Consider the following 687-nt stretch of genomic DNA (forward strand, 5'->3'; position numbering starts at 1 on the left):
ACGTTCTTGACCCGATGTTTGAGCAGTAGCACTGTTATCGCCCATACCCGTTTGAACCAATGGTGAGGACGGGGCGAAATGGCGAAATGTTCCAGCCTTGGCTTGGGGCAGCCTGCTTCTTTGGGAACTTCCTGACCGTCTCTCATGTTTTCAACATCATCACGAAAGATGACGGTGTTGTTGAGGCCTTAACAGAGGCGATCCGGAAGAATATGGCGACTGAACAGTACCAGCAGAATGCCTATGAGCGTTATGCCGGTTGGTTCTACGCTGAAACCAGCGAAGGGTTAAGGCTAGTCTCTCCAAGTGAGGCTGCCGACATCCGAGCTGGCGCAGTTTCAAAGCTGCGTTACCCAAGAAACTTCGAGGTTATGAAAACTGCGGTTCTCAAAGGTCCTCGATTTGATACTGAATTAAGCCGCAAGGCTTCTTAACCCAAACATTAACCCCACGGGGGACATCGGTCCCTGAGGGGATGGTGTCTCCCTCTGAAATTAAGGAGATACCAATGATTAAACAGCATTTTCAAAACGAACTGGTTAAGTGTGGATACCCGGATGATCTGACGATTGAGTACAGTCTCGGATACTGCCAGGGGGATGGCGTAGCCTTCTACGGGGATTTGAGCGTTGATGACGTCAAAGCTCTCATGAATCGCCTATTCAGCACTGAGCCCGGCCAAGTGGA

Annotated in this window: 1 protein-coding gene; it reads left to right on the forward strand. The window is 50.4% G+C overall.

Annotated elements, in window-relative coordinates; translation table 11 throughout:
* Window positions 1-86 precede the first annotated feature (86 nt).
* The gene (locus R7190_RS27680) at window positions 87-434 is read left to right on the forward strand and encodes a hypothetical protein (RefSeq protein WP_001447549.1); all 348 of its coding nucleotides are present in this window, start codon (window positions 87-89) and stop codon (window positions 432-434) included.
* Window positions 435-687 lie beyond the last annotated feature (253 nt).

It is taken from the genome of Vibrio sp. 1078-1 (genome assembly GCF_033340475.1).